Annotated in this window: 17 protein-coding genes; 7 read left to right on the forward strand and 10 right to left on the reverse strand. The window is 42.4% G+C overall.

Translation table 11 applies throughout. The features are described from left to right. Positions 1 to 54 precede the first annotated feature (54 nt). From LRQ06_RS00585 to LRQ06_RS00600, 4 genes are all read right to left on the reverse strand, one after another. A complete protein-coding gene (locus LRQ06_RS00585) occupies positions 55 to 2,052 on the reverse strand; it encodes a peptidase U32 family protein (RefSeq protein WP_232764499.1) in 1,998 nt (665 codons plus the stop codon). A 28-nt stretch (positions 2,053 to 2,080) separates the two neighbouring features. Next, positions 2,081 to 4,879, reverse strand: coding sequence for an Hsp70 family protein (locus LRQ06_RS00590; RefSeq protein WP_232764500.1), 2,799 nt, complete (start codon positions 4,877 to 4,879; stop codon positions 2,081 to 2,083). A 72-nt stretch (positions 4,880 to 4,951) separates the two neighbouring features. Beyond that, positions 4,952 to 6,817 (reverse strand): Hsp70 family protein, encoded by a 1,866-nt coding sequence (locus LRQ06_RS00595; protein WP_232764501.1) that lies wholly within the window; start codon positions 6,815 to 6,817, stop codon positions 4,952 to 4,954. Next, entirely contained in the window at positions 6,817 to 7,449 is a 633-nt protein-coding gene (locus LRQ06_RS00600) for a DUF2760 domain-containing protein (protein ID WP_232764502.1), read from the reverse strand. Before LRQ06_RS00600 ends, LRQ06_RS00595 begins: the two co-directional genes overlap by 1 nt. 366 nt (positions 7,450 to 7,815) lie before the next feature. On the opposite strand from LRQ06_RS00600, the gene LRQ06_RS00605 reads away from it, so the two are divergent. After that, the gene (locus tag LRQ06_RS00605; protein ID WP_232764503.1) at positions 7,816 to 8,346 is read left to right on the forward strand and encodes a 3'-5' exonuclease; all 531 of its coding nucleotides are present in this window, start codon (positions 7,816 to 7,818) and stop codon (positions 8,344 to 8,346) included. A 64-nt stretch (positions 8,347 to 8,410) separates the two neighbouring features. Here the strand turns inward: LRQ06_RS00605 and LRQ06_RS00610 are convergent, their stop codons facing one another. From LRQ06_RS00610 to LRQ06_RS00620, 3 genes are all read right to left on the reverse strand, one after another. Then, positions 8,411 to 8,860 carry a tellurite resistance TerB family protein gene (locus LRQ06_RS00610; RefSeq protein WP_232764504.1) on the reverse strand — a complete coding sequence of 150 codons (450 nt, stop codon included), beginning with the start codon at positions 8,858 to 8,860 and terminating at the stop codon, positions 8,411 to 8,413. A 57-nt stretch (positions 8,861 to 8,917) separates the two neighbouring features. Continuing rightward, positions 8,918 to 9,289, reverse strand: coding sequence for a VC1380 family protein (locus LRQ06_RS00615; protein ID WP_232764505.1), 372 nt, complete (start codon positions 9,287 to 9,289; stop codon positions 8,918 to 8,920). A 229-nt stretch (positions 9,290 to 9,518) separates the two neighbouring features. Continuing rightward, complete coding sequence (locus LRQ06_RS00620) at positions 9,519 to 10,103, reverse strand: FMN-dependent NADH-azoreductase (RefSeq protein ID WP_232764506.1); 585 nt, start codon at positions 10,101 to 10,103, stop codon at positions 9,519 to 9,521. A 219-nt stretch (positions 10,104 to 10,322) separates the two neighbouring features. Here LRQ06_RS00620 and hrpA point away from each other — a divergent pair, with 219 nt between their 5' ends. From hrpA to LRQ06_RS00635, 3 genes are all read left to right on the forward strand, one after another. Beyond that, a complete protein-coding gene (gene hrpA, locus LRQ06_RS00625) occupies positions 10,323 to 14,225 on the forward strand; it encodes an ATP-dependent RNA helicase HrpA (RefSeq protein ID WP_232765444.1) in 3,903 nt (1,300 codons plus the stop codon). A 111-nt stretch (positions 14,226 to 14,336) separates the two neighbouring features. Continuing rightward, complete coding sequence (locus LRQ06_RS00630) at positions 14,337 to 14,819, forward strand: porin family protein (RefSeq protein WP_232764507.1); 483 nt, start codon at positions 14,337 to 14,339, stop codon at positions 14,817 to 14,819. Positions 14,820 to 15,369: 550 nt separating this feature from the next. Next, positions 15,370 to 16,884 carry a CoA-acylating methylmalonate-semialdehyde dehydrogenase gene (locus LRQ06_RS00635; RefSeq protein ID WP_232764508.1) on the forward strand — a complete coding sequence of 505 codons (1,515 nt, stop codon included), beginning with the start codon at positions 15,370 to 15,372 and terminating at the stop codon, positions 16,882 to 16,884. A 73-nt stretch (positions 16,885 to 16,957) separates the two neighbouring features. On the opposite strand, the gene LRQ06_RS00640 is transcribed toward LRQ06_RS00635, so the two are convergent. The 3 genes from LRQ06_RS00640 to LRQ06_RS00650 form a co-directional block, all read right to left on the reverse strand. Next, positions 16,958 to 18,130: a cation:proton antiporter gene (locus tag LRQ06_RS00640; protein WP_232764509.1), complete on the reverse strand. Its 1,173-nt coding sequence runs from the start codon at positions 18,128 to 18,130 to the stop codon at positions 16,958 to 16,960. A gap of 158 nt (positions 18,131 to 18,288) precedes the next feature. Further along, entirely contained in the window at positions 18,289 to 19,083 is a 795-nt protein-coding gene (locus LRQ06_RS00645; RefSeq protein WP_232764510.1) for a substrate-binding periplasmic protein, read from the reverse strand. A 144-nt stretch (positions 19,084 to 19,227) separates the two neighbouring features. Beyond that, positions 19,228 to 20,709: a carboxypeptidase M32 gene (locus tag LRQ06_RS00650; protein ID WP_232764511.1), complete on the reverse strand. Its 1,482-nt coding sequence runs from the start codon at positions 20,707 to 20,709 to the stop codon at positions 19,228 to 19,230. Between the two features lie 261 nt (positions 20,710 to 20,970). Here LRQ06_RS00650 and LRQ06_RS00655 point away from each other — a divergent pair, with 261 nt between their 5' ends. The 3 genes from LRQ06_RS00655 to LRQ06_RS00665 all read left to right on the forward strand — a co-directional run bounded on the left by LRQ06_RS00655 (position 20,971) and on the right by LRQ06_RS00665 (position 24,464). After that, the gene (locus LRQ06_RS00655; RefSeq protein ID WP_232764512.1) at positions 20,971 to 21,489 is read left to right on the forward strand and encodes an Hcp family type VI secretion system effector; all 519 of its coding nucleotides are present in this window, start codon (positions 20,971 to 20,973) and stop codon (positions 21,487 to 21,489) included. Positions 21,490 to 21,624: 135 nt separating this feature from the next. Continuing rightward, positions 21,625 to 23,676 (forward strand): type VI secretion system Vgr family protein, encoded by a 2,052-nt coding sequence (locus tag LRQ06_RS00660; RefSeq protein ID WP_232764513.1) that lies wholly within the window; start codon positions 21,625 to 21,627, stop codon positions 23,674 to 23,676. Next, a complete protein-coding gene (locus LRQ06_RS00665; protein ID WP_232764514.1) occupies positions 23,676 to 24,464 on the forward strand; it encodes a DUF4123 domain-containing protein in 789 nt (262 codons plus the stop codon). Before LRQ06_RS00660 ends, LRQ06_RS00665 begins: the two co-directional genes overlap by 1 nt. Position 24,465 lies beyond the last annotated feature (1 nt).

The following is a 24,465-nucleotide window of genomic DNA, read 5'->3' on the forward strand; positions in this document are numbered from 1 at the left end:
GGTACCCCCGGATACTACTTATTAACAGGGGTACCGGATATGGGTATTATCAGGTTACAAGCCTTTTAAATATTGATTATTTACGGTGTTTTGAATAACTTGATGAATAACCTCACTTTTCTCATCCCCATTCATCCATTTTTTGAATTTGGCAACTAATTCTCTTTTATTCAATACTGATTTTGTGTCCGTTTTTACATCGCGTAAATCGATGAGATAATCAGTAAACAAATCCGGTAAGTCGGTACTAATATCGGTGTTTAAAAAATGTTTATTACCATATACGCAATTGAAATGCCCTTTTTGTTTATGAATTACAAAAGAGTCATTTTTTAAATTTAGAATGGACGTATGTTTGTCACAGTTCGGCAGGCACCCTTTGTTCATTCTAGACTTCCGACACCCGGTTGTTTGCTGAAAAAGGCACTGGCGGCTAGTCATCAGTGTGATTGGATGAAAAATACTGTGATACAAACGAAAATTATCCGGCCTTTTAATCTTCCTCATCTGCAGCGCGTTTATTTCATTTGAAATAAACGCACCTTTTGCCCCAAATTCCTTATTAAGGCAGAGGAGGGCATATGAGTTTGTGATATTCATTTCCGGGCCGGCTATCCAGTGAAATCCCATTTTTTCAGCTAAAATGGCGATTCCTGAGTTATTTGTCACAATGGTGCGTGGGGGAATTTCATGCAAAAACTGAGCGGCTGCCGCGTAGTTTTCGCCAATTAAAATAGAAGGGAACCAGGGAACTAAAGAGCGATTTTCACAAAATAAGCTCACGAGATGGTCCAGTTGTCTGGCGAAAGACGCGGGTAATTCGTACAAAAGATCGGCATCCCCCCCTTTCAATGCGGAGATATCTTCTGGGTTTGATATCAGCACCGACAAGTGCCGGTTTTCCACTGAATCTTGAGGTGGCTCTATTTGGGGAAGTGGCTGATGAGCAATTTTATTGCGCTTTCCTGAATCATTGGCTTCGGTCACTTGAGGTTCTGACTCATTTGCCAGATTGACTAACTGCTTAATATCCTTATCCATGTCATGAATAATGCTTGTTCGGTTATCGTAGACAATTTGTTTTGCAGCCTGCAGATCCACGGACTGTTGTTTCATCAGATAATCCGCAGAATGATCACGCGAATTATCGATAAACATATTTTTTCCAACATGACTGTCAAGAAAACCTGTTGAAAAATCCCGGTTAAATACAGAGTAAAACCTGGATATATCTGTTAATAAGTTACCAGTAGTCTCAAAATGATCGATCTGCTGACGCCATTGTTTTACGGTTGTGTAGACATAGTGTGGCTTTTTCATCCGGCCTTCAATTTTTAATGAATACACCCCCGCTGCTTTTAGTAAGTCTAATTCATGGTACGCGCAGTTATCTTTCAGATTAAGAGGGTGGGAAATACCAACGGCTGTTTGCTGATAAGTGTCCCGGCATGGTTGGCTGCACCTGCCACGGTTTCCGGATGCTCCGTTACGAGCTGAACTCATATAACAATGTCCTGAGAAGCCAATACAATAAGAGCCGTGAATGAAAACCTCCATCAATACATCATTTTGACGACCAAATTCAGTCAGTGGCTTTATTTCTTTGATCGATAGCTCACGGGATAAATTTATCCGGTGTACCCCCAGTTTTTTTGCAAACAGTATCTGACCTTCGTTGTGTGTGTTCATTTGCGTTGAAGCATGAACTTCCAGCATCGGAAAGTGATGTTTCAGTAAATAGCCAAGCCCTAAATCCTGGATAATGACGCCATCAACAGAAGTGTTCACCAGCTGGTTGACAAGCCGGAAGAGGGCAGGAAATTCACTTTCTAAGATAATGATATTTAAAGTGATGAATATTTTGCAGTGATTCTGGTGAGCCAGCTCAAGGATCGTTTTCAGGCTTTCCAGAGACAGGTTGGTTGCCCGGTTACGGGCATTAAAACGATCTAACCCACAATAAACGGCATCCGCACCGGCGGCAATGGCAGCCTTGATAGAGTCAATGTCACCACCGGGTGCCAGAAGTTCAAAGGTATTATGATTGGTCATAGCGTTATTTATACTGCGTTTGTGGGAATTATTTAATTAACATCAGGCCATTAGGTAAACTTTCACCATAGGCTTTTTTCGAATCATTGGCATCGAGTTCAATGACGTCCTGCACCAATGCCGACCAGGATTCCGGTACTTTAGAAAGTTGAAGTTTCTCCAGCACTTTTTGACGGAAATCTTCCGAAATGTCCCGGATTCGGTCTCCGGTTTTCCGGCTCATCATGACACAAGCGAATGCCGCCATTGGTTCACGGTTCCAGTCTACCTCTAAAATTTTTGGCAGCCATTGCTGAATTTGTTCGCGTGAAATCAGCTTGTGAAGACTGCCGTACATTGGATCCCGGGAGCTTAACCGGCCAACAGCCCACCAATGTGCCTGAGTAAAAGACGTTTGCTTCAGCGCTTTGTTTAAAAACCAGGTTGCAAGCAGTCTTTTATCGTCTGTTTCCAGATGTTCCAGTGAAGCGGCCAGTCTTACCATGGATTCATATCCCCGGGTTTTCGCTTCGTCGGACAATTTGCCATTTTTTGTTGAACCGGGATGAAGATATTTGGCGATATCCGCTAAAATGGTTTCTTGTTGTTCCTGACTTAATCCCCCGCAAACGCGTCGCCAGAAATTCCACCAATCATTCCATGTTTGATTCGACTGAAACTGTATTTTCTGCGCATATAAAGGCCATATCTGGTCAATTCGCCATGGGTCTGTGGCGTCACCAAAACCAGGCCTTAAGCAATATCCGGTATTACGTAGCCAATGCTTTTCATGGTGTTCAGAACGACGGCGCCGTTTTCTACCCTGAATAAAAACGTCGAATAAACAGCGTGATGTATTTAAATCCCAGCTTTCTTTTTCCCCTAATATTTTCTCAAGATCTTTACTTAAGGTTTTAACCGGGTAGTCATCGGCGCTCTGTTTGTTCCCACTGTACAGTTTAGACACACGTTCCGAAGCTTCCGGAAAACGTCTTGGGAGGGTTGATTGACTGGCTTCTTCTTCGGATTGGGTTTTGCGAACTTCAAATTCCAGTAACCAACGCTGATCCGCATTATCCACACTGACACATTCCAGTTGCAGAGTGCCAACCGGTGTAAGTTGTGAGGCAAGATACACTTCGATTCTGTTTTTTTGATTCTCTTGCAAATTGTTCTCATGAACACTATTTAACGACGTAATATACGGCGGCAGCGGTTTGAGATTATCGGTATCAACATCAGCAAGAAGCCCATTTTGTATCTCTTGCTGGTTTAATGAATCGGAAGTGGTGGACAAGAGATTAAAGCGCACCGGTTCGTCTAAGGTAAGTGCAAAACGCCGGCTTGTCAGGCGGACTTCCTGACCTTCTTCAGTTCCTTTCGCCAGCAGACATAATGCTTTATTTTTTTTGTTTTCCTGAAGATGAAGAAAATAGGAGCGGGCAGAACCACCACCGATTTTTAACTGTGCTCCCCGACGGGCTTTCAGATACGCTACAGCGCCTAAGGCAACAGACCAGTCGGGGTGAGGGTTATCCAGTAAGGTTACCGGCTTCTCCGCCCAGTGGTTCATAATATTGACCATCTGGTTCCGGACCAATTCACTGTTAAAAACACCGCCATTTAACAATAACGCCACAGGGACACCATTGCCGGCATGATCGCCTAAAGCTTTTCTGGATATGTCCTGGTGTTGCCCGAGAAAAGCCGCGATGTGCCGGCTAACGGCAGCATCAGAGACATAGGGGAGACCAAACTCGACGACGGCGCTCCGTTTTTGAGCCGGTAATTCATCCAGTTCCGATAACGGAAAAAAGCCATTGAACACCATTGACTGAACTTCACCCCGGGAAAGAGGAATGCTTTTTGAGCCACCAATCAATTTAGAGCCGGACCCGAGCAACGTAATTTTAGCGGATTCAGGCGCATTAACCGCCAGAAGGGATTCTTTGGCTTTCCTTGTCTGCTGAACCAATTTTGTCAGTTTTGCCGCGTTAAGACGGCTACGGCTGTTTAACCGGTTTTCAACTAAGTGAGCCAAAGCCAAATCGATATTGTCGCCACCCAGCATCAGATGATCACCAACGCCGATACGGTCAAGTTGCAGCCCCTGAGAATGACTGGAAATTTTGATTAAACTCAGGTCAGTGGTTCCGCCGCCGACATCCGCAATCAACAATAAAGGAATATGTTGCAGTTGCGTTTCCACATTATCGACGTTTCTTGAATACCAGTCATAACATACTGCTTGCGGCTCTTCTAACAAAAAGACCGCTTCCAATCCGGCCAGTCTGGCGGCCTGAATGGTGAGTTTTCGAGCAGTTTCGTCAAAAGAAGCGGGGACAGTAACCACGATTTCCTGATCTTCCAGACGGTTCAGAGGATTATGATAGTTCCAGGATTGACGGATATGATTCAGATAACTGGCACTGGCAACCACCGGAGATACTTTTTCAGTACCGTCTGCGGCTGCCCACGGGAGTATGGCTTCTTCACGGTCAACCTGATGATGGGATAGCCAACTTTTGGCACTGGATACCTGTCGGCCTTCTATCTGGCTGCCAAGTGCACGAGCCCATTCACCGATAATGACGTTCTGAATATCCCCGGATACCGGCGCATGATCCCAGGGGAGACAAAGATCCGCTTCCGATAACTGGCCATGTGCAGGATGATAACGAAAAGAAGGCAGCAACGAACGGCGTGCAATCTCACCGGGGCCAATAAGCTGGTCAATTTCAAATAACGTAATGGGTTCAGATTTTAACGCTTTGCTGTTTTCACAGTAGGAAACAACTGTATTAGTTGTACCCAAATCAATGCCGACTAAATAGCGTGGCTTAGCCATATTCAACCTCAACGTGATTGGGTTTTATAAGAACAAATAAGAAATAACGACACCCTGAACGGTGCCGTTTTATTAGTGTAAGTTGCCGTTTTCTGAACCGTTCTCCCGGACATCGAATTCGACATGCCAAGTCTGACCATTGTCGGTGGCGACCGCTTCGAGGTACAGAGTCCCAATTTCAGTGACACGACTTGCAAGCGTGACAGGAACAACGTCACCAACGCGGCGTCCGTCTTCCGCCGTCAGTGTTACCTGAATTTCCGGCAATTCCACCAGTTCATCGTCGGCCCACTGTTCCAGCAGAAGACCTGCGGTATCCTCTTTTCGGACAGTGGAACCAAAGAACTGAAAATGCACAGGCTGGCCAATCACAAGGCCGAACTCTCTCGAATCAATATTCACAGAAGCACTTTCTTCCATACCAAATGGGGCAACACAAATGGCTTCCACGGGAGGAGCAAAACCCGGAATCGCAGGCAATGAACTTTCCACGCCAACATAATAAATACTGGCCAGGCCACCCCGTATGCGGACACCTTCGCCATTTTTAACATTGCCGTAATACGCTGCTCCTTCTGCAACAGCCAGATCGAGATCGTTACCTTGTAACAGTTTAACTTCCGGAGACGAAGATTCCGTCAACCAGGAATTTACTGTTTCAATAAGACGGGTAGAGAGTAACTCTGATTTCAGAACACCACCGTTAAGCAGTAACGCGGTCGGTTTAATGAAGGCCGGTGTGGCGGTTTCCATTCCGGGAACCCCAAACGGCATGTCACTGTCCTGACTTTGACTCTGTTTCGTCAAAAACGCAGCAATATGCTTTGTAATCGCCGGATCCTGAGCATAAGGTAGGCCAATCTGAGTCAGAGCGCCCCGGTTTCGTTGTACTGGCTGTTCGGATACCGGTATCACCGGGAAGAAGCCGTCAACGAGTGTTTGCAATACTTCTTCCCGCGTCAGTTCGGTTTTTAATGTCGAACCAAATAATTTAGACCCGCGGCTTGGTACCACAATTGCCACCGATTCAGCATCATTATCACTCAGCAATGCTTCTTTTGCATCCCGGCAAGCGTGAGTCATCGCCTGAACCTGCCAGTTTTGTAATTCTTTTCCTTCCTGAGCCAGTTTCATTTTCAGACGGTAGGCCAGAGCCAAATCCATATTATCGCCACCGAGAAGAATGTGCTCGCCGACCGCAATTCGTTTTAATGCCAGATTGCCATCGTCTTCGGAGACTTCAACCAATGATAAATCCGTTGTACCGCCGCCAATATCAATAACCAGAACCGTGTCACCGACTTCCAGAGTGTCGCGCCATTTGTCATGACTTTTATCGATCCAGCTGTAAAGTGCAGACTGCGGCTCTTCAAGCAATGTTAACCGGTTGAACCCCACGTTTTTTGCCGCTTCAGCAGTAAGCTCACGGGCGGCAGGATCAAACGAAGCCGGAATGGTAACCGTAACATCCTGATTTTCGATTTTGTCTTGCGGATGCTGATAATTCCAGGCATCACGCAAATGGGCCAGATACAGTTCGGTTGCCTGCATTGGCGATAGCTTTTCCACTTCGTCAGGACCGGAAGCCGGAAGAAACGCTTCTCTCCGGTTAACACCACCGTGACAAAGCCATGATTTTGCACTGCTTATCAGGCGAATTGGCGTTTTCCCGCCTAAATTTCTGGCGATCGCACCCACTAATGCGACCGGTTCTTGTGTCCAGGGAAGCGTTCGCGCCGAAGGCGACATTTCATGCTCATGAGGCTGATACACAAAAGACCCTAACTGGCTTAAAGATTGAATGGTTCCCGGCGCGGTCATTTGAGGAATGGGCATCACTTCAACAGAAGGCTGTTCTTTTTCATTATCAACAAATGATAAAACACAATGGGTTGTTCCTAAGTCGATACCAATACTAAAACGTGTGTTTTCTTCCATTACAGTTCTACCTCAGCAGGTGCAATGATTGTTGAATCAAAATCCTTAGATGTTTTCGGTAATTCTATATTAGTAACCTTCCATCCTTTATGGATGAGTGTGCCATTAAACGGAGCACTTCCGACAACATTTCCACTAAGGCGAATCTGTTGAGAGTTAAAGCCTTCAGATACCGTTACCGGGCTTTCTTCTTCCTGATCCATAACAGGAGCGAGAGTGATATACTCTTTCAGTACTTTTACGCCACCTGAGTGTATCACCCGGGCAGCAGCACCAACTTCCTCATCAGAGAAAACGGTAACATCTTCATGAAAGAAATCGACCAGTCTTGCTTCTTTCTGAAACAACGCCAGTAACTGCAAAGCAGAATCCGTCGGAGCGGTCGCGACATTGGACTCAACTTCAATGACTTTCTCGACGACTTTCTCTACTTCGACGACTTTCTCTACTTCCACAATTTTTTCAATCGGTTTCTCAACTTCAACAATTTTCTCTACTGGCTTTTCTACGGTTTTTACGGTTGTTTTACCCTTTTTGGTAATGGCTATAATAAAAAAAAGCAAACTGGACGCACTTAAACCAGCATGTAGCATGTCAAAGGTTGTAGGAATAAGTTGTAAATCGAAATTCATAACGAGGTCTCTTTAAAACAGAAACAGACGATTGCCGTTTTATATGATCAGTTACTGCACAAACACAAAATATGCAGCACATGGAATATACAATTAAATAAACTGGAGAAGATTCTACCATAAGTCAAGTTAAACATAGACGCTGACAAAGGCATATTTCCCTCTGTCAGCGTTTAACAGACGAACTTTTAGACATTTTCCACGGGATTTTTCCACCGGTGATGTCAATTTATCGTCATGTTGTCAAAAAATTACATCAAGGGGAAATAGACAGAAAAAATATCGGGTAGGTTAATGACTCGATTTTTTAGCAAGATAAGTTATGATTAGCAGTTTTCTGAGTAAAACCATAGGGCGTAGAAAGTAATGAACCATAACCGGGTGGTCTGTTTTGATTTGGAAATGTGTTGCTGGAACGAAGATGGTGTCGGTACCACAGGGGAAATCATTGAAATAGGGCTGGCCGAAATTGATTTGGGCAGGCAGGAAGTGGTTAAACGTGCGCAATACTATGTCAAACCGGTTAATGATGACATTTCAAAATTTTGTGTAGAGCTCACCGGAATTACGCCCAGAATAGTGGAAAAGCAGGGCAGGCCTTTAGAAGCGGTTATCAAAACCATGATAAAAAATTTTGGTGGCGCGAATAAGATCTATGCGGCCTGGGGACGGGATGATCTGATTCTGAAAGAAGAATGTGAGCAAAAAGGAATCGACTTTCCCATCAAAGAGTTTGTCAATCTGGCAACCCTATTCAGAATACAGAACCGAATGAAAGATAAGCGTATTGGCCATAAGCAGGCGCAGGAAAGTAAAAACATCGAATGGGAAGGCCGTCAGCACTCAGGATTTGTTGATGCCTACAATCTTGCAAAACTGGCATTAACAATGCTCTAGAAAATGGGGAAACAAATCCGATCTTAATTGGACAGTATTTGTACAACGGGGTAAAGGTGTCAGATTACTCTCCTGCCGTCACCTGTAATTTTGCACGGATAAATTCGCTGTGGTCAACATAAATCAATTCAGCCGTTTTTCTGATAACGGAATCCTCAAGTGGATCAATATGTCCATCTGCGAAGGCCATTTCCCACATTGCTTTAATGAGGGTGAAGCGTTGTTCCTGATTCAGAGATCGTAACTGTGAAGTGAACTCATACAGAGAAGCAGCATCAGATGTTTTTTGTTCCGCTTCTGCAATTAACTGGTTAGCTCTGTCACTATCAATGGCACAGAGTTTACTCAGAAGTGTGGTTTTAGAAGCTTGTTCTTTTTCGTCCAGATTATGATCGGCGTTAGCCACTTCAACCAAAAGGCAGGCTATGGCCAAATCTGAGGACAATCCGCTCTGGCGTCCCAGATCCTGGCCATCCAGTAGCTCTCTAAATAATGACTTTAGTGTGTTTAACATGGTTTGCCTCTAAAACAATGGTTCTGCTCTTTTTATCAGTTTTGCCGATTTTATTCACTAAAACGACTCTTCATCATCACGTGAGTTTTTTAGATCGTTGAGAGTTTGGACAACTTCTGACGGAGTTTGTTCATGAGCCAGTAGTATAAGGGCTAATAAAGCTTCTCTTTTATTTTCTAATGATGTTTTTTCAAGAAAGACTTCCATAATCTGCTCCCGAATCAGCTCGATTTCATGTTCAACAAATCCTCTTCCTTCTTCATCGCCCTGATCAGCTTCCGGTGCCGTATCGAACTCCAAAAACAAAAGATCATCTAATTGATGAATTTCTATCAATCTTTCAGGTAGCCAATCTTCTCCTGTTACAATCTCAGGATTGGAATTATTTAATACAGATTGTAACTGATACAACAAATCTGAAGCTTTCATCCACTTCTCACATCATGGTTACAACGACGACCTAGCTTACTTAGTGTAACGGCAAGCCTATCATAACTTTAATAAAATTCATTTTTATTAGATTAGTTTGATGCAAAATTACACAAAAGACGAATTCAGAAAATAAAGTTGTAAGTAACATAACAAAAAAGCCAGCGAATTTCACACTGGCAATAACACATCATAACACATCAGTAAGTATTGGAGTCCGATGTTTTAGTTACAACGTAATGCTAGCCAGTTGTTCTTTAGCCGATTTCATAGCCGTCGCCGCGTAGTCATCACCCATATTCAATGCTTCAGCGAATACAAAATTGACATCAGTAATACCAATAAATCCGAGGAAAGTTTTGACATATGGCGTAAGTAGATCCGTTGCGGAATCTTTATGAATTCCCCCTCTTGTTGTTACAACAATTGCCTTTTTACCTGTAATTAATCCCTCTACACCACTTTCTGTGTATTTAAACGTCACACCTGCACGGGCAATGAAATCAAACCAGTTCTTCAACTGAGTCGGAATTGAAAAGTTGTACATTGGAGCAGCGATAACAAGCGTATCTGCATTTTTGATCTCTTCGATGAGGGAATCTGATAAATCAACAAAAGCCTGTTGAGAGTCAGATAAGTCTTCCGTGGCTCTGAGTGCATTAGCAATTTCAAAAGTCAAAACAGGAATTGGATTTTCAGTTAGATCTCTGACTGTCACTTCGGCGTCAATGGATTCAATAAATTCATCTACGAGCTTAGAGGATTGTGAATATTCGCCAAGAATACTGGATTTCAGAGCTAATACTTTAGACATGAGCTTCATTCCTTAATGAGTGATTAATGTAGAGCAAATTGCTTCGACAAATTTTAATGAGTTTCACAGCACATAATAAGACAGGTAAATCGCTTGACTTATTCAAAAATTTCGAACAGGACTGGGGTCTGTGGTTCTTCCATGATTGTGATACAATCCGCGGCAATAACAAAATAGTGATAATGATTAGGAATGGCTTTGACTTCTTCTTCCTCAACTATGCCTGGAACACCAGATTCAAAATCAAATACAAAACAACAACTTTTATCTGCAGTAAATGAATGTGCCATAAAAGACAGGCGCCGGATAGAAAAGCGGATTTCCGGAGCGTCAAAAATTAAAAATACCGATGCAAAGAACGCTGTATTTGATGAAATAGCCTTGGATATTGCCCGTTCGATGTCGATAGTACAGAATCGTCTGAGTACCGGCTTAAAAATAGATTATCCCGAAATACTGCCTGTTAGTCAGAAAAAAGAAGATATTTCAGATGCCATTGCTAATAATCAGGTTGTCATTATTGCCGGTGAGACGGGTTCCGGTAAAACCACCCAGTTACCAAAAATGTGTTTAGAACTGGGATTGGGTAAATACGGTTTAATAGGTCATACTCAGCCAAGGAGACTGGCAGCCCGTTCCGTTGCCGCCCGTATCGCCGAGGAAACTCAGACTCAAATGGGATCCGCGGTCGGCTATAAAGTCAGATTTTCCGATCAGGTGTCTGAACACACCCGGATAAAACTTATGACAGACGGTATTCTGCTGGCAGAGATTCAGCATGATCGGTTTCTGTCTCAGTATGACACGATTATTATTGACGAAGCCCATGAACGCAGTCTGAACATCGATTTTATTCTTGGCTACCTCAAACAGCTATTGCCGCGTCGGCCGGATCTCAAGATTATTATCACATCGGCTACCATCGATCCTGAACGTTTTTCCAAACATTTTAATAATGCTCCAATTATTGAAGTATCAGGAAGAACATACCCAGTTGATACCCGCTACAGACCCCTTGCACAAGAAAATGATCACGACAGAGATGAACTTCAGGGAATTATCGAAGCAGTTGATGAGCTGTGCGATGAGGGGCTGGGTGATATCCTCATTTTTATGAATGGTGAGAGGGAAATTCGTGATACTGCAGATGCCTTGAATAAACAAAAGTTAAGGGATACCGAAATTGTCCCTTTATATGCACGCTTATCAGCGGGAGAACAAAATAAAATCTTTCAGCCTCATGCCGGACGTCGTATTGTTCTTTCGACTAACGTAGCTGAAACATCACTGACAGTACCTGGAATTAAATATGTAATAGACCCGGGAACAGCCAGAATCAGTCGCTACAGTTACCGTACAAAAGTTCAACGTCTTCCTATAGAGCCGATTTCTCAGGCCAGCGCCAATCAGAGAAAGGGGCGTTGCGGACGTGTGGAAGCGGGGATCTGTATCCGGCTGTATTCCGAAGAGGATTTTCTTGGTCGTCCTGAGTTTACTGATCCTGAAATTTTACGAACCAATCTGGCGTCTGTTATTTTGCAAATGACAGCATTAGGGCTGGGCGATATTTCGGCGTTTCCTTTTGTTGAAGCGCCGGATAAGCGCAACATTCAGGATGGTGTGCGACTTCTTGAAGAGTTAGGGGCGATTAACCCTGACATATCAAACCCCAAAAAACGGTTAACTGAAACCGGCAGGCAGTTATCACGGTTACCGATTGATCCCCGGCTGGCCAGAATGGTGCTTGACGCCCCTAAGTATGGCTGTCTGAAAGAGATCATGGTGATTGCTTCTGCGTTATCCATTCAGGACCCAAGAGAAAGACCTTCTGAGAAAAAACAATCGGCGGATGATAAGCACCGGCGTTTTTTCCATGATGACTCCGATTTTATGACCTTTGTGAATCTATGGGACTACTTAAAGAAACAACAAAAAGCATTAAGTGGTAATCAATTCCGTAAGCAGTGTAAACAAGAATATCTGAATTACATGCGGGTCAGGGAATGGCAGGATATTTACTTACAGCTTCATCAATCAATGAGAGAGCTGGGATTCAAATTAAATGATGAACCGGGCAGTTATCATGGGGTCCATGTTTCGATTCTGGCCGGATTGCTTTCCCATGTCGGATTAAAAGATCAGGAGAAAAGCGAATATCAGGGCGCCAGAAATGCCCGGTTTAGTATTTTCCCGGCGTCTGGTCAATTCAAAAAGCAACCTAAATGGGTGATGGCGGCCGAACTGGTCGAAACCTCAAAACTGTGGGCCAGAGAGGTGGCAAAAATTCAGCCGGAATGGATTGAACCCATTGCCGGACATTTAATAAAACGCAGTTACAGCGAGCCCCACTGGTCTAAGAAAAGAGCAGCGGTCATGGCATACGAGAAAGTCACGCTATATGGTATGCCGATCGTAGCGAAGCGTTTGGTGAATTATGGAGCCATTGACCCCTTAGTGTGTCGTGAAATTTTCATAAGAAGTGCGCTGGTCGAAGGGGAGTGGGAAACAAAGCACGCCTTTTTCCGGAAGAACCGTAAGTTGCTTCAGGAAGTGGAAGAACTCGAAAATAAAAGCCGCCGACGGGATATTCTGGTGGATGATGAGGATCTCTATCAGTTTTATGACCAAAGAGTCGGAACCGACGTCGTTTCCGGTCGGCATTTTGATACGTGGTGGAAAAAAGCAAGCCAGAAGACTCCTGACTTACTCAACTTTGAAAAAGAACAGCTCTTTAAAGGCGATGCCAGCCATGTCACTGAACTGGATTATCCAAATTTCTGGCACCAGAATGGCGTTAAATTAAAATTGAGTTATCAGTTTGAACCCGGCGATGATAGTGACGGTGTCACGGCTCACATTCCGTTACCGGTTCTCAATCAGGTGGAGCCGGATGGCTTTGACTGGCAAATTCCCGGGCTGCGGCATGAATTAGTGGTCAGCCTGATTAAATGTCTGCCTAAATCGTTGCGGAAAAATTTTGTTCCGGCACCAAATTATGCTGATGCCTTTCTGGCCCGGGTCAAACCAATGAGTGCTCCGCTTTTGGATGCGTTAGAAAAAGAATTACGTCGCATGACCGGTGTCGAGATTCGTCGGGATGACTGGAATATCAGTCAGGTTCCTGAGCATTTGAAAATATCATTCAGGGCGGTGGATCACCGGAACAGAAAACTCAAAGAGAATAAAAACCTTTATGAATTAAAAGAAAGCCTGAAAAGTAAAGTGAAAGAAACGTTATCACAGGTGGCTGATGACGATATCGAACAAAAAGATTTGCATACCTGGAGTTTCGGAGAATTGCCTAAAGTGTATCAGCAGAAAAAAGGCGGGTTTGATGTCAAAGCCTATCCGGCGATTGTTGATGCCAAAAGCAGTGTTTCTATCCAGTTATTTGAAACCGAAGAAGAACAGTTGTCGGTAATGAAACAGGGGCAAAGACGGTTGATTTTGCTAAACGTCCCATCACCGATTAAATACCTTCACGAAAAGTTACCGAATAAATCAAAACTTGGGCTGTATTTTAATCCCTATGGCAAAGTATTGGATTTAATCGACGATTGCATTGCCTGCGGAGTAGACAAACTACTTGAGGAAAAAGGAGGCGTCGTCTGGAACCCGGATGAGTTTGAATCGATTAAAGAGTTTGTCCGTGCCGAACTGGGCGATACCGTTGTCGATGTTGCCCGTCAGGTTGAGCAAATTCTGACAACGGCTTTTTCTATCAATAAAAAGTTAAAAGGAAAAATTGATTTCACAATGGCATTTGCGTTATCCGATATTAAAGCTCAGGTCGAAGGACTGATATACAAAGGATTCGCGACGGATTGTGGCTGGAAACGGTTGCCGGATATTAATCGCTACCTGAAGGCCGTGGAGCGACGTCTGGAAAAATTGCCGATTGACCCAAATAAAGACCGACTTCACATGTTGAAGATAGAAAGTGTCACTAATCAATATAAAGAACTATTAAATAAAGTACCGGCTGGAGTTTCCGTACCTGAAAACATTAAAGAAATCCGCTGGATGATTGAAGAACTTCGGGTCAGTTATTTTGCTCAGCAATTAGGAACACCATATCCGGTTTCGGATAAACGTGTGATTCATGCCATAGATGCTTTATAGGCATAAATTTTGCTGGACAAGCAATAATCTGGGAAATCTTTTCTCTGGTGGCAAACTGTTGCCGTCCCTGCTTACATCGGTCGGTAATAGATAAGTAGATAGGGGCAAATGATGAAAAAATTACTCGCAGGGCTTGCATTAGCAATTATTGCTACATCGGCTAACGCGGATTCACTGATTTATGGTGGTGCATCTGTCGGTCAGTCTAATTATAAAGGCGACCATGGAACGACGTATTCCGTTCATGTCGGGACCGGACTTTTACCTTTTATCGGAATCGAAGGGGGGATTACCCGTTTTGAAGAACTGGATACCTCTCCAGGGCAAAGAACGGAAGCAAATACTGCCTATCTTGCGCTGACTCCTAGTATTGATTTAGGTCCATTAAGGTTATACGCAACAGGTGGATTACATAAATGGGATGAAAAAGTGAATGGTGCTAAAGTCGACGATGGCGTTGACCTTATGTATGGGATAGGGGCCGAATATTTTATCAGTGGTCCAATTTCAATCGGAGCAAGTTATCAGCTGTATGAAATGGATGATGATAATATGGGTACTTTTATGCTCAATGGTACATTCCACTTCTTATAACTCATTTAGCAACTATCCATTTCAGCGTGAAAAAGGAAATCATCCATTCTCACGCTACCTAATCTCTTCTGTATTTTAGACAAAACCTAAATTTGGTTATTTCTTATGCTGTATATCTTCCTCTGATATTTCGTATTTAAAGTATCATTTTCAACCGACAATACAATACTGTGGTGAATGTTAATGATTTATTGAATCCACACATATGATATAATCAATCATTTACACATCAACTGGCATATGAAACAAAAGTTTCATTTTACCCATCATGAATTGCTACATTTTGCGAAAAAGGCCATTTTTTGAAATGTTATACATCAATAGAGGCCATTAATTTCTAAAAAATGATATAAATATTCTAAAAATCATTAATAATTGAATAAAAATGTGACCTGCATCGATTGTTCTAAATCAATAATAAGGTAAGTTGTTGCTCGAGGATATTTCATAGAAGCAAGCGAAGTTAAATTGGGGTAAACGGATAATCTCAATACGCTTACCTATATGAACAATCTGATAACAATGTCTCAAAGATTAAGGTGAATAAAGAATGTCAGATAACACACCTAAAAAGCTCAAATATTACGCTGCAGGATGGAAAGAATCCAAAACTACTGAGTATATGGATGTCTTTAACCCTTCAACAGGTGAAGTGATTGCCCTAGCTCCAAAATGTACTGTTGATGAAGTTGAAGAAGCAATTTCTACAGCTAAAACAGCATTTGAAAGTTGGAAGGAAGTACCACCAAGCAAACGTGCTCAAGTTTTATTTAAAATGAAAGCTCTTTTAGATGCTCACTTAGATGAGTTAACTGAGCTTGTTGCAACTGAAAACGGTAAATGTTGGAATGAAGCTAAAGGTGACGTATTAAAAGTTACTGAAGTAGTTGAATTTGCCGCTGGTGTTCCTCATTTGATGAAAGGCGATTCTTTGATGCAGGTAAGTCGTGGCTACGACACTGTTCAGTTCAAAGAACCTATGGGTGTTTTTGCTGGTATCGCACCATGGAACTTTCCTGCAATGATCCCAATGGGATGGATGGCTCCAATGGCCATCGCAACTGGTAACTCTTTAGTTATTAAAGCAGCAAGTTTCGTACCACAAACCGCTATCCGTATTCTTGAATTATGGGAAGAAGCTGGTCTTCCAAAAGGTGTTCTTAACCTTGTAACTTGTTCAAGACACGAATCTGAATTGCTTTTAAGACACCCTGATATTAAAGGTGTATCTTTCGTCGGTTCTACTAAAGTTGGTTTGCATATCTATGCTACAGCTGCTGCAAATGGTAAGCGTGTTCAGGCTTTGACTGAAGCGAAAAACCACGCACTGGTTCTTAAAGATGCTCACCTGCCACGTACCGTTGCTGGTATCATGAACTCTTCATTCGGTTGTGCTGGTGAACGTTGTATGGCGCTTCCAGTCATCTGTGTTGAAGAAGAAATTGCAGACGATTTAATTGAGTTGCTTGTTGCTAAAATGAAAGAACTGAAAGTTGGCCCTGCAACAGATAAAACCAGCCAATTAGGTCCTGTCATTAATGCCGGCCATAAAGAATTCGTAACAAACTGGATTACGAAAGGTGTTGAAGAGGGTGCTAAACTTATTGTTGACGGACGTGATGTTAAAGTCGAAGGTCATGAAAACGGCTTTTACGTAGGTCCTACTCTGTTTGACAACGTTACTCCAGAAATGGAAATTGGTCAGAAAGAAGTATTTGGTCCTGTTCTGTGTATCAAACGAGTTAAAGACTTCGACGACGGCCTTGCTCAAATGAATGCAAACGAATTTGCAAATGGTAGTGTGATTTATACTCAATCTGGCTACTATGCTCGTAAATTTGCTCGTTACACAGATGGTGGTCAGGTTGGTATCAACGTTGGTATTCCTGTACCAAATGGTATCTTTGGCTTTACTGGTCATAAAAACTCATTCTTCGGTGATTTACACGCAATGGGTACTGATGGTATTCGTTTCTTCACTGAGCTTAAATCAGTTACTTCAACTTGGTTTGACGAAGAAGAAGGTAAAAAACATACTACTTCAACATGGGATGGTACAATCTAATCAATCGCTGATTAGTAAATACCTTTATGTTGCTAAAAGCCTGATTTTCATCAGGCTTTTTTATGTTCAGAAGTTATCGAAGTTCGTTTGCTTTATGTAAATTCCAATGGGTAATTGGCGGGCCAAATACTTCAAACAGAACTGTGGTCGATACTGCAACAGAAAGAATAATATCAGCCAGTTCAGGAAACTGTTCACTAGCTAATAATGCCATTCCAATCGCAACACCAGCCTGAGGCAGCAAACACCCACCTAAATGTCGAATGATGATTGGTTGGGATTTAACCAAAACCGAAAATAATCTTGCTCCGAGAATTTTCCCCAATGTTCTGGCAACGATATAACCTAAAATGATCAAAATAAGAGGATTTAACGTCGATAAATCAAGAGAAATTCCAGAAAGAATGAAAAAAATCACCAAGAATGGCTCACTTACGGTTTCGATATCGTAAAATGGTCTTTCGACATGCTTCGCTTTTTTAGATACGGTTGCTCCCAACATCATACAGGCAAGCAAATATGAAACATGCAGATAAATCGCAGCACCGCCACATATAAAAACAAATCCCATCGCTTCAACGATAGTTGGCTCACCGGCCCGGTTCCTCCCGATAAAATATGACATAGGAAGGCCAATAAGAAAACCTAATAACAGCGCACCTAATATTTCCCAGGCGGCTCCCATAATATAGGATAAGTCGTGTCCACCGTTATTGATGTTACCTGCAATGACAATGAGTAAACTGAATATAATAATTCCCCATGCATCATCAATTGCAACAACACTTTTCAACATTTTTGACAATGGACCTCTGGCTTTAAATTCCCGGACAACATCAATGGTAGCAGCAGGATCTGTTGCCGTTGAGATCCCGGCTAAAACCAAGGAAAGAATAGGATTAGATGAAATTAATAATACGAAAAGAAAAACAAAGATAGCGGGTACAAGAGACACGCCCAGAGAAATAAGCAAAATATGCCATCGCTGAGAAACAATGTCTCTTCCGGCAAAACTTTCACCCAATAAAAACCCCACCATAGCAAGTGCCAGATGGGAAACAGTACCAAAATATTGGGCAAATTCTTCAGGTATCAAATTAAATCCGGCCGGGCCGGAAATAACCCCTATACACAATAAAATAGTAACTCTGGGAATATGTGCTTTCGAACTGATAATATGAGCTGTCCAGCCAGTTAAAAACAGAAGACCCAATATAAGCAATTCAGGTATTTTTTCAGGAAACATATCATCATAATTCTTTTAGCAGATATAATTTAAGCTTAAGACATATGTTGTATATGTATAGGGACTATTGGCCTTTTGCGTACACTTTTGCAGAAATTTGTACTCGAATAGGTCAATAAACGTCGAGAGATATTAATGAGTAGCTAAAAATTGACGTATCAGAATTGAAATTTTACTGCTGGCCAGTTTGAGCAAAAATTATTCGAATCAGAGGTATAAACCTCTTTACAATAATGCATTATAGTCCCGTCTTTTTTCATTTCCTGAAGTGTATTTTCCATCGCAGGAACCATTTTCTTATGTTTTTTATGGACATATGGATATAGAAACACCGTTTGCATCATTGCAATTGGCTTAATATACCCACGAAATTCAGGATTTTTTAATACATTTTCCAACGCAACACCGTTTGTATGAATGAATATGTCAGTTCTTCTGTATTTAAGTTTGAGCAGCCCTTGTTCTGCATTAGTGACTGAACTCAGATTCGAGGATTTTACTCTGTTTTCAAGATTCATCCGGCTGGAAAGCATGCCTCGCTGATATTCAACCGAATAACGGGTTCCTTCCAAGCTGTCCCATCCATTATTGATATTTATCTTTGAATTGATATGAGCGAAAGCAAGTAAGGTACTCTGAATGATAGGGAAATCAACCCGTTGCTGATTTGTATATCGCTCACCGTACTCAAATATGCGTCCGAATTGACCATCCACTTTTCCGGAATTGGCATCCTCAGATGCTCTCTTTAATGGCATGTTTACTATCTCAAGGGGAACCTCCATTCTTTCAAATAACTCAGTATAAATTTTGACCAGTAATTGCCTTTGTTTTGAACCTTCCGGTTGAATAGAAGCCAAGACAAAAGGTTCATTTATGGTCTTTTTTGCTGACACCATATCCGAAATAGCAAAACAGCAAATGAGTAAAACAAGAGGACGGAATGCATTCATTTATATACTTGCGACTCAATGGTGATTGATATCAGTATAGCTCAGTGTTTTGTAAGGCCCTTAATAAGAGCACAAATGCTCGGATAAAAATGAGGCTTATAGGTGAGCTATTAAATCACTCACCTGATAATTGTTATTGTTTGACTAAAGATAACGATTTTGCAGATGTCTTTTAAAATATGTTATGTTTATATTCTCTCCCGTTGCAGACGAAATCAGTTCATTTGTCTTTAACAGGCTACCTTTACTCCATATATTGTCGGATAGCCAGTTGAAAATAGGAGAGAGGTTACCATTTTGAATTACATTATTCACATTAACCGTCTTACACATTGCCGCCATAAACTGGGCCGCATATATGGCTCCCAGGGTGTAACTCGGGAAGTACCCGAAACTACCATCAGTCCAGTGTATATCCTGCATACAACCATCTCTGAAATTATTTTTCGTGGACAGCCCTAAGTATTCTGTCATTTTCAGGTCCCATAGCTCGGGAACATCCTGATAATGAATATCACCATTTATCAAATCGCGCTCAATTTCATATCGTAAAATAATATGGGCCGGATAGGTGACTTCATCCGCATCAACCCGAATGAGCCCTCTGTTTACTCGGGTATAAATTTTAGTGAAATTGCCTGCTTGAAATACCGGGTCGTTTTCTGCGGAAAAATGCCGTTGTGCCATACGGGACAAGTGGGATAGGAACAGCGGGTTTCGTCCAATTTGCATTTCAAAAAACAGGGATTGCGATTCATGAATTCCCATTGAACGAGCCTGACCGGCGGGTGTACCTGAAAAAGCTTTTGGCAACCCTTGTTCGTATCTGGCATGACCCGTTTCATGAACAATGCCCATTAAGGACTGAACAAATTCATCCGGATTATACCGGGTTGTGATGCGGACATCTGAAGGAACCCCTCCGCAAAATGGATGTATACTTTCATCGAGCCGTCCATGGTTAAAATCAAACCCTAACAATTGCATTACATCTACCCCTAATTTCTTTTGTGTTTGGGGAGAGTATTGTCCCTTAGGAGCAATCATATTTTCGGATGCCTGTTTATCCATCACATCACTGATCAGTGAAGGAAGCCAGGATTTAATATCATCGAACATCGTGTCTAAAACCATTGAACTTTGACCGGGTTCATACAATTGCATCATGGCATCGTATTTTGATAATCCTGTAATCTCCGAGCGAACCTGTGCTTCTTCCTGAGAAAGAGCAACGACTTCTTTCCAGTTTTTTGCAAATCCCGACCAGTCATTTTCAGACCGTTGCGTTCGCCAGGCATGCTCACATTTTGCGCCGGCCAGCGATTTTGCTTCAACAAGGGATTCCGGAAGAATATTTGATAATTCCCACTGACGACGGATTTCTCTTAGTTCAGCCTGCTGGTCAACAGAAAGATCCAAATCAGATGCCTCTTCCAGCCAATCAAAAATTTGAGGTTGAGTAAGAAGTTTGTGAATATGTACATGTAGTTCAGCCATTGCTTCGGCACGAGCATCCGAACCACCCGACGGCATCATTGCAGCTTGATCCCAACCACATATCGCAGACAAATGCTCAAACCGGGATATTCTTTTAAAATGTGCAATTAATTTTTCATACGCCTTCATAGTAATCCTTCTGTCCAGAATTATTGCCTTTTTATGTAGTTTACCAATCACTTGCTCCCAAACAACAAGCAAGTTATTACTCTTATGAGCAGATTTTTGCTTAACATCAGGCAACTTCTTGCTTAATTGATTTTTTTATTTTTATAAGGTGTTGATTTTAAACAATCCAAAAGATGGCATTGCCTTTGCTCTATACAGGGAAAGAAAAAAGCAGCGTTAATAACGTATACCACATTCATTAAAATTAAAAAGGAATTCGCAATGCCAACTCCATGTTATATCTCTATTGAAGGGGAAACTCAGGGCCTTATCACTTCCGGTGCATGTACTTCTGACTCTATCGGTGACGCTTACGTTGAAGGTCATGAAGATGAAATGATGGTTCAGCAGTTTGATCACGTGGTGACGGTTCCGACTGATCCTCAATCTGGTCAGCCTGCCGGTCAGCGTGTTCACAAACCATTCAAATTTACTGTGAACCTGAACAAAGCAGTGCCGCTACTTTACAATGCGCTGTCTTCCGGTGAAAAAATGACATCGGTGAAACTGAAATGGTACCGCACTTCAATCGAAGGTAAACAGGAAAACTTCTTCACAACCACGCTGGAAAACGCCACCATCGTTGACGTTCGTTGTGAAATGCCACACTGTCAGGATCCTAAAGATGCAGATTTCACTCAGAACCTAACTGTGTCTATGTCTTACCGTAAAATTACCTGGGATCACGTTAATTCTGGTACTTCGGGTGCTGATGACTGGCGTAAACCAATCGAAGCGTAATTTTACGTCTCGAATTTATAGTCGCCTGCTCCGGCAGGTGACTTTTCAAGCCTTAAGCGCAATGCATTTTAATGAGTGCATGGCGCTTAAGGTTTTCGCCGTATAAAACAAACCTATAAAAAGAAAAGGATACACATGGCAACGTTAGGCTTTCAGATAACCATCGATGGTTTAGATGATGATACGTTAGTGGTGCGGGAATATCAGGGACATGAATCCATTTCGGATTCCGTTGACTGGGCCGGGCAACCTTGTTTTGGTTACCGGTATCAGATTGAACTGGCCAGCCGCCGGATGGACTTAGCGGCGGATGATATCGTGGACAGAAAAGCATTGCTTCAGACTGTGCGTAATGGGGAAGTAGTCCAGAAAGTTCATGGTATTGTACGTTCTTTTTCCAAAGGTGATACCGGACACCATCATACGTTTTACTCGATCACAGTGGTGCCTTCTCTAGAACGTTTGTCATTGCGTCATAACAGCCGTATTTTCCAGCAGCAGAGTGTACCGGAGATTTTGTCAGTCCTGCTGCAGGAAATGAACATTACGGATTACACCTATGCGCTGAAAAATGAGTACGCTAAACGGGAATTTTGCGTGCAGTACCGGGAATCGGATCTGGACTTTTTCCACCGTTTGGCAGCAGAAGAAGGATTAGTCTACAGTTTTGTTCATGAAGAAGACAAACACATCCTTTTATTTACCGATGATAGTGACAGCCTACCGAACATTACTGATAGTATTCCATATAACGTACTTTCAGGCGGTACATCGGACACACCTTATGTTTCCCGTATAAGTGAACATTGTCAGGCAGAGGTGAGCCACACGGCTCTGCAAGATTACAGTTTTAAAAAACCAGATTATCACTTTTCTCAGTCGGCGCAGGGCTCTGATATGGAATATCAGTTGCAGACTTATGAATATTTTGATGCGCCGGGCCGTTTTAAAGATGATGCACAAGGCAAGCTGATTAATCAGGTCCGGCTGGAATATCTACGCCGGAATGCACATACAGCAACCGGGAAAAGCAATCATCCTTATCTGCAGGCGGGTATCAAATTCTCCTTAAGTGAACACCTCGCTGAAAACATGAACCGGGAATGGTTATTGGTTGAAGTGGATCATCAGGGTACACAGCCTCAGGCACTGGAGGAAATGGGCGGACACGGTGAAACCACTTATACTAACCAGTTTACGGTAATTCCTTCTGACGCCACCTGGCAGGCAACACCACAACCTAAACCTCAGGTTGACGGGCCAATGAGTGCGCTGGTTATAGGGCCCGATGGAGAAGAAATATATTGTGATGAATATGGTCGTGTGAAATTGCAATTTCACTGGGACCGTTACAGTGATGGGGATGATCAAAGTTCCTGCTGGGTACGGGTATCTCAGGGCTGGGCTGGTGCCCAGTACGGAATGATGGCCATTCCCAGAATTAACAGTGAAGTGATTGTCTCATTTCTAAACGGTGATCCGGATCAGCCTATCGTCACAGGCCGGACTTATAACACATCAAATACACCACCGTACGCGCTTCCTGATAACAAAACCAAAACCGTACTGAGAACGGAAAGTCATCAGGGGAAAGGCTATAACGAGCTTAGTTTTGAGGATCAGTCCGGCAGTGAAAAAATCAATATTCATGCGCAAAAGGATTTTGAATCCTTAACGGAAAATGATCACATCATACACATTAAGCATGACCAACATTTCACTGTAGAAAATGACCGTTATTCAAGCATAAAAACGAATGATCATTTAACCATCGACGGTGAAGCTCGTCAGAAAATCAGCGGTACTCAAAGCCTGACAATTAACGGAGAGCTACACATTAAAACCGGTAAAGTCTGGGTTAACGATGCTGGCACTGAGATTCATATCAAAGCCGGACAAAAAGTGACAATAGAAGCCGGTTCTGAAATCACCGTGGTAGGGAGCGGCAGTTTTGTCAAAGTAGACCCATCTGGTGTGTCTCTCGGTGGTCCAATGGTCAATCTGAATTCTGGCGGAGGCGCCGGAAGCGGCAGTGGTGTGAATGCGAAATCGCCGACATTGCCGGGAGGGTTGGAAGCGATGGAACCGCCAGAAGAAATCAATAAAGTCAATATCCAGGCATTGAAAGTAGCTGAGAAATATAATTATGTCGCTGTTAAAACCTGTCCCTATGCGGAGAACGCATAATGTTGAATGAGTGGTTTAATGAGAGTTTATATTCCTGTTACTGGTTGGTTGATTCGCAAACATTCGAAATGGCACTGGAAGCGAATAACTATCAAAATTTTAAAGATACTTTTATCCTGTTCGATAATACCCCTTTCGAAGATGTCATGGATTTTACACCTAAGCTTATTCCAGTCTCCGAGGAGGTAAAAAATTTACCAAAAGAAATTTTAAATCATGGAATTGGGTTAAAAACAGAGGCGCCTAAAACTCAGTTACTGGAACATCTTCAATCATTACTGCTTGCCGCTTTAGATGGAGAAGAGGTTCTTTTCCGGTTTTATGATATTAATGTTATTTCTCCTATATTACGAGAGATGGAGCAGGGAGAACTTGAACAATTTCTTGGCAATATTAAATCATTAGCCGTCTTTGCAGAAAATGGCCTTGAAACCTATTCAAACAACAATGAGAGCCAGTACAGGTACCAAAACAGGCCTTGGTGGATTATAAAACCTCGTCATTTAGAACATCTTTATAATGTTGAAAATCATGCAAGATTATTAGAACGCTTCTGGTGGGAAAAAATACCCGTTGTGATGGCGGAACTTGATGATTCTTTGAATGTAATTACTCAGTTTTTAAAGCAAGGGGTAGAAAGATACCCGTCAAAAGAAAAAGCCGAATTATTTACATTAAAACAAATGACACACTTGACCAATATTCCGTTGAATGAAGTAACAGGCAATCTGCTACTTGATGAAGACGAAATTGATTTTATGAACGAGATAAAAGGGCAGACTAACTAAA

Source organism: Vibrio salinus, from assembly GCF_021272385.1.
GTDB classification, from domain to species: Bacteria; Pseudomonadota; Gammaproteobacteria; order Enterobacterales; family Vibrionaceae; genus Vibrio; species Vibrio salinus.

Excerpts from the sequence above, each read along its gene's own strand:
- LRQ06_RS00585 (WP_232764499.1), bottom strand. The coding sequence starts at position 2,052 with ATGACCAATCATAATACCTTTGAACTTCTGGCACCCGGTGGTGACATT.
- LRQ06_RS00590 (WP_232764500.1), bottom strand. The coding sequence starts at position 4,879 with ATGGCTAAGCCACGCTATTTAGTCGGCATTGATTTGGGTACAACTAAT.
- LRQ06_RS00595 (WP_232764501.1), bottom strand. The coding sequence starts at position 6,817 with ATGGAAGAAAACACACGTTTTAGTATTGGTATCGACTTAGGAACAACC.
- LRQ06_RS00600 (WP_232764502.1), bottom strand. The coding sequence starts at position 7,449 with ATGAATTTCGATTTACAACTTATTCCTACAACCTTTGACATGCTACAT.
- LRQ06_RS00605 (WP_232764503.1), top strand. The coding sequence starts at position 7,816 with ATGAACCATAACCGGGTGGTCTGTTTTGATTTGGAAATGTGTTGCTGG.
- LRQ06_RS00610 (WP_232764504.1), bottom strand. The coding sequence starts at position 8,860 with ATGTTAAACACACTAAAGTCATTATTTAGAGAGCTACTGGATGGCCAG.
- LRQ06_RS00615 (WP_232764505.1), bottom strand. The coding sequence starts at position 9,289 with ATGAAAGCTTCAGATTTGTTGTATCAGTTACAATCTGTATTAAATAAT.
- LRQ06_RS00620 (WP_232764506.1), bottom strand. The coding sequence starts at position 10,103 with ATGTCTAAAGTATTAGCTCTGAAATCCAGTATTCTTGGCGAATATTCA.
- hrpA (WP_232765444.1), top strand. The coding sequence starts at position 10,323 with ATGCCTGGAACACCAGATTCAAAATCAAATACAAAACAACAACTTTTA.
- LRQ06_RS00630 (WP_232764507.1), top strand. The coding sequence starts at position 14,337 with ATGAAAAAATTACTCGCAGGGCTTGCATTAGCAATTATTGCTACATCG.
- LRQ06_RS00635 (WP_232764508.1), top strand. The coding sequence starts at position 15,370 with ATGTCAGATAACACACCTAAAAAGCTCAAATATTACGCTGCAGGATGG.
- LRQ06_RS00640 (WP_232764509.1), bottom strand. The coding sequence starts at position 18,130 with ATGTTTCCTGAAAAAATACCTGAATTGCTTATATTGGGTCTTCTGTTT.
- LRQ06_RS00645 (WP_232764510.1), bottom strand. The coding sequence starts at position 19,083 with ATGAATGCATTCCGTCCTCTTGTTTTACTCATTTGCTGTTTTGCTATT.
- LRQ06_RS00650 (WP_232764511.1), bottom strand. The coding sequence starts at position 20,709 with ATGAAGGCGTATGAAAAATTAATTGCACATTTTAAAAGAATATCCCGG.
- LRQ06_RS00655 (WP_232764512.1), top strand. The coding sequence starts at position 20,971 with ATGCCAACTCCATGTTATATCTCTATTGAAGGGGAAACTCAGGGCCTT.
- LRQ06_RS00660 (WP_232764513.1), top strand. The coding sequence starts at position 21,625 with ATGGCAACGTTAGGCTTTCAGATAACCATCGATGGTTTAGATGATGAT.
- LRQ06_RS00665 (WP_232764514.1), top strand. The coding sequence starts at position 23,676 with ATGTTGAATGAGTGGTTTAATGAGAGTTTATATTCCTGTTACTGGTTG.